Below are 4,999 nucleotides of genomic sequence, written 5' to 3' on the forward strand. Positions count from 1 at the left end.
ACGGCACAACAACTTGCCGCAATCGCCGGGCACGATCTCGCGAGCTCATGACCCGCACCAAGATCAAGGAGTTATTTATCGACAGCTCCCTGGCCACAGCGGGCTGTTGAAGGGCCACGTGATCGGTACTCGGCACCGGCAGCACAGAATGCGGTCAGGCTCCTCTCGCGTTCACGCCCACCCGGCGCCGCAGCGTGAACCCGCCGGTTTGGATGTTCGCGGTGATCGGGTAGAACAGCTCGGCAACCAGGGCCTGCGGTCGCTCGGGCGAGGACGGGCTGGGGCCTTCTGCGACCTCGAGGAGCGCGAGGCGTCTGCGGTGGAGCACGGCGAGGAAGGCCGCTACGAGCGGGTCACGGTCGGAGTTATTGAGTCGAAACTATCTGGTTGCCTTGTTCGTTGAGGTGGTGTGATTGAGCTTAGCTTGACTCTGACGCGTAAATAACAGCAGGGCAGGGCAGGAGGGGTCGGGTTGGGGTCCAGGCCACGAGTCGTTCCCGCACCGGGCCGGGTGCCAGGTAGTCGACCAGGCTTTCCAGATGGGCCGTCAGGTTCTTGTGTCGCCGCAGCTCGCGGATCTGCCCGGTGGGAAAGTCGCCCCAGCCTTCGGCGAGAGCAGCGGCCTGCGGGGGCGTGAAGGACAGTGCGTCGAGCGTGTCGGACGCCAGCGCCTCGGGACTCCAGTCGGGGTCCGTGTCGTCGGGGCCCAGCTGGTCGATCACCCACATGCGGAGCATGAAGTCCTGCTGAGCCACGCGCGCAGGATGTCCCTCGGCATGGTCGAGCATGCGTCGGTTCGCGAGCAGCGACAGCTTCGCCCACTGGCGACGGGCTTCCTGGGGATGGCTGGAGTTGTAGGCCTGTCCCTGCGCGGCGACGCGTGCTGTCTCAAGTTGCTGACCGCGGGCGTCATGGACGAACGTCTGGAGCTGGCCGAGCGTCCACGCCCTCAGATCGTGGCCTGGTTCTTCTCAATGTGCGTCGCTACTCAACGTCCCCGCTCCTGGTCGTAGGCATGCCGAGGATGATAGTGGCCTTCTGGAACTGAGCTGATTCCAACCTGCTGGCGATGTCCGTCGGTTGGGCGGCTCTGCGATGCGGTGAAGCTCCTGGTAGGAGGTGTCACGACCAAGATAAACCGTGCCCCACCAGGAGCTTCATCGTTGCGCAGAACTGTCCAACTCGCGGTCATCGCTGCCAGCTTGGAAAAGGCTCCTTGTACTGCAGGAGCGTGAGGGTGGCGAATGTCGCTTATTCCCTTCATATCCACGAATAATCTTCACTCGGCCATCACAACTTGCTTACGTGTCTTGCTTTCTGTGTCTACATATCGATCAACTGATCTCTCTTGATCATGTTCTGAGGGGGGCCTCCGTGCGTTTCGTGCGGCCTGTTTCCGTTGCAGTCGCTTTCGTGATGGCTGCACTCGCTGGTTCCGAAGGGCCTGCGGTCGCGCAGTCCCTGCGGGCTGGCCGCACTGTGGCGGGTGATGCCCCTGATCAGAAGTGGGGGTCTGCGGCCGGTCGGTCGCATGAATCCACAGGTGATGCCACTTCTACGGAGGCATCAGGGGGGCGGCCAGGTCACAACCCGGCCCCGGGAGAGTTGGCGCCCCTGCAGGAGCCGGCCTCCCCTCTCGCCGTACCGACGGCCCAAAGGCCGCCCGTGGCGCTGACAGCCGTCGCCGGTAACACGGAAACGCCTCGTGGGTTCGATGCCAAGTCCAGCCGGGAACTCGTCGGCGAGCGGCAGCGGACGGCCAAGACGTTCCAGAACGCTGATGGAACACTCACCACGCGGTTCTACGACGAGCCGGTCAACTTCCAAGAAGCATTGGGCGCTTGGAAGCCAGTGGACACGACTCTGAAGCCGGTTTCCCATGCGGGGCGCCTCGGGCGCGCCGTGAACATGCCTACTGACGGCTGGCGCATTGCTGCGGGTGAGACCGACTCGGCCTTCGCCGGATTCGCCGACGGCGCTCCCCTTGTCTCCATGAACACCGGCTCAGAAACCTCGGTCGGCTTCGCCATCCAAGGAGCGGCCCACGCCCAGGGTGAGGTTGAAGAGAGCACCATCACCTACAAAGAGGTGCTTCCGGGTTCCGATGTGCGGTTCATCGCGACAGGCGCTTCTGTCAAGGAGGTGCTCTACCTCAACAGCGTCGACGCGCCGACGGAGTGGACCTTCCCCCTCTATACGCAGGGGCTGACCGGATCTCTTGACCCTTCGGGTGCCGTCCTCTTCAAGGACTCTTCGGGCACTGTTCGGGCCCGAATACCCGCGGGATGGATGGAGGACTCGAACCTCGCTCCCAACTCGAACCAGGGCGAGATATCCAGCGGGGTTCGATACGACCTGCTTGATGTTGAAGGCGGCCAGGTTCTGAAGGTGAGCCTCGACAACGAATGGCTCCGCGACCCGCGCCGAGTCTTCCCCGTCAAGGTCGACCCGACCGTGGTCAGTGTGACCGCGGTCGCGGCCACGTCCGGCACCTTCGTGCAGTACCCCTACAACACCAACTTCGCCAGCGACACCAACATCAAGGCCGGAACCTATGATGCAGGTGGCCACAAGGCGGCCGGTTTCCTGCACTTCGCCGGTGTCGAGAGCACGCTGAAGAACGCCTGGGTACTCGGCGCCAGCCTCGCTCTCTACAACACCTGGTCGTACTCGTGTACGGCGCGGCCCGTGACGATCCATCCCATCACCTCCGCCTGGTCCGAGTCGACAACCTCCACCTACCCCGGCCCCCCGACCGGGGCGGCACTGGCATCGAAAAGCTTCACGCACGGATGGCGCCCTGAAGGGCAGACCTCGTACCCGTGCGGCGGCGCCGCGTGGGAAGGCATCAAGCTCGGCTCGGCGGGCCGGCAGCTCGTCGACGACTGGACCCACGGCCGCAAGAAGAACTACGGCCTCGCCGTCAAGGCGTCGACGACCGACTCGTACGCCTGGAAGAACTTCGGTTCCGACGACTACCCCAACGGCAAGCCCTCCCTCGACGTGACGTGGACCAAGTACGGCGCCACCTACAAGATAGGAACGCTCATCACACCCATGACCGCTACTTCTGAGGGCGCCCTTCAGATGACGGTCACCAACCGCGGCCAGGAGAACTGGCCCGCGAACGGCAACTACAAGCTGCGCTACCGCCTCTACGACGCTGCCGGCAAGGAGATCACCGACACGTCGAAGCTGCGGTGGACGAACATGCCCACCAGCGTGGCCCCCGGCAGCAGTATCACTGTGAACGCGAAGATCGCCCCACTGGCCCCCGGTACGTACACCATCGCCTGGACGATGGATGACTACGGCACCAGCACCTTCAGCGGCGCGGGCATCCCGACGGTCAACGTGAAGGTGGAGGCCGTCAACGTTCCACCGACGCTCACGGGCCTGGCCCCCGCCAGCGGCATCGTCACCGACACGCTCACGCCCACCTTCTGGGCATCCGGCACCGACCGCGACCGCTACCCCAAGGCCCTGGAGTATCAGTTCGAGGTCTGCGAAGCCGAAGGCAGCAACACCCGCAAGAACTGCCGCATGGGCGCCCGCAGCACATCCGCTCAGTGGAACGTCCCTGCAGGCTGGCTCAGCTGGTCCAAGACGTACGCGTGGTACGGCTACGTCTACGACGGCCTCGCCACATCTGTCAGGCCAGGACCGTCTCTCCTGACCACCCAGGTCCCTCAGCCCCCGATCACCAGCCACCTTGGCACGTCCGATGCGGGGCGCAACTTCGGGGAGCGGAACGGCAACTACGCGACCGCCGCCACGGACACCGCGATCCCCACGGTCGGACCCGAGCTCTCTGTCACACGTACCTACAACTCCCAGGACACCCGGCAGAGCAACGCCTTCGGCGCCAGCTGGTCCACTCGCTGGGACATGCGAGCCCAGGCCGAGAACAACGGCAACGTTCTCATTACTCTGTCGAACGGAACCCAGGTCCGCTTCGGTCGTAACGCTGACGGCACCTACGCCGCCCCGTCTGGATCCGTTGGTGTGCTCAAGTCGGTATCCACCGGAGGATGGACGCTGAGGGACGGAGCCGCAAATCTCCATACGTTCGACAGCACCGGCCGACTCACGAAGATCTCTGACGGTCACGGCAGAGAGCAACTGCTCACCTACACGGACGGGCAACTTACCAGGGCCACCGACGCACTGTCCGGCAGGTACCTCACGTTCACGTGGGCGGGTAGCCACGTTGTGGCTGCGGAATCCAACGAGGTGACTGGCGCTGATTCCCAACTGAAGTGGACGTATACCTACGATGGAGACAGCCTGACCAAGGTCTGCCCGCCCTCGTCCACGACTGACTGCACCCAGTACACCTACGAGAACGGCAGCCAGTACCGCAGCACGATTCTCGACGCCAACCCCGTTGGATACTGGCGCCTCAACGAGACGGAAGGCGAGGCGGCAGCCAGCGAAGCCGCCACGACGACGGGCATGAACGCCGGCCGCTATCGCGGCGTCACGCTGCAAGCCACGGGAGCGATCGCCGGGACCGACAACAAGTCGGGCTCCTTCAGCAAGGCGCACGTCGAGCTGCCCGACTCCACGATCTCGTCCTCCACCGTCCTGTCCGTGGAAATGTGGTTCAAGACCGGCAGGTACGAGGGCGTGCTCATGGGCTTCCAGGACACGCCACTGGGCGACTCGCCGGACCAGGCAAGCAACCCGATCCTCGAGCTCGACTCCAATGGCTACCTGCTCGGTTCCTTCGGCACCGTGGGCACAACACCGGTCACGCTGGCATCGAATGGAGCAGTGGACAACAACCAATGGCACCACGTTGTCCTCTCCAGCACCGGGACAAGCCAGACTCTCTACGTCGACGGCGTAGCAACTGGCACCGCCACAGGACCGGTCGACCACGCAGGAAAGACCTACACCTACCTAGTAGTGCTTGGTCAGGTCGTGTTTGGTGGTGCGTGTCCTTCGGGTTGTGTGTCGCGTTGTGGGTGTGTGACTCCGGACGAAATGGCTGCGG

The 4,999-nt window shown here is 64.0% G+C and carries 3 protein-coding genes; 1 reads left to right on the plus strand and 2 read right to left on the minus strand.

All coding sequences use genetic code 11. The annotated features are described in order from the left end of the window. Positions 1–154: 154 nt before the first annotated feature. Positions 155–328 carry a hypothetical protein gene (locus tag ACFW2Y_RS34680; protein ID WP_384887389.1) on the minus strand — a complete coding sequence of 58 codons (174 nt, stop codon included), beginning with the start codon at positions 326–328 and terminating at the stop codon, positions 155–157. 91 nt (positions 329–419) lie between these two features. After that, positions 420–755 (minus strand): hypothetical protein, encoded by a 336-nt coding sequence (locus ACFW2Y_RS34685; RefSeq protein ID WP_384887392.1) that lies wholly within the window; start codon positions 753–755, stop codon positions 420–422. Between the two features lie 910 nt (positions 756–1,665). On the opposite strand from ACFW2Y_RS34685, the gene ACFW2Y_RS34690 reads away from it, so the two are divergent. Then, positions 1,666–4,999: DNRLRE domain-containing protein (locus ACFW2Y_RS34690; RefSeq protein WP_384887395.1), on the plus strand; the 3,334-nt coding region annotated here is incomplete at its 3' end.

This window comes from Streptomyces sp. NPDC058877 (assembly GCF_042742855.1).
GTDB lineage: Bacteria > Actinomycetota > Actinomycetes > Streptomycetales > Streptomycetaceae > Streptomyces.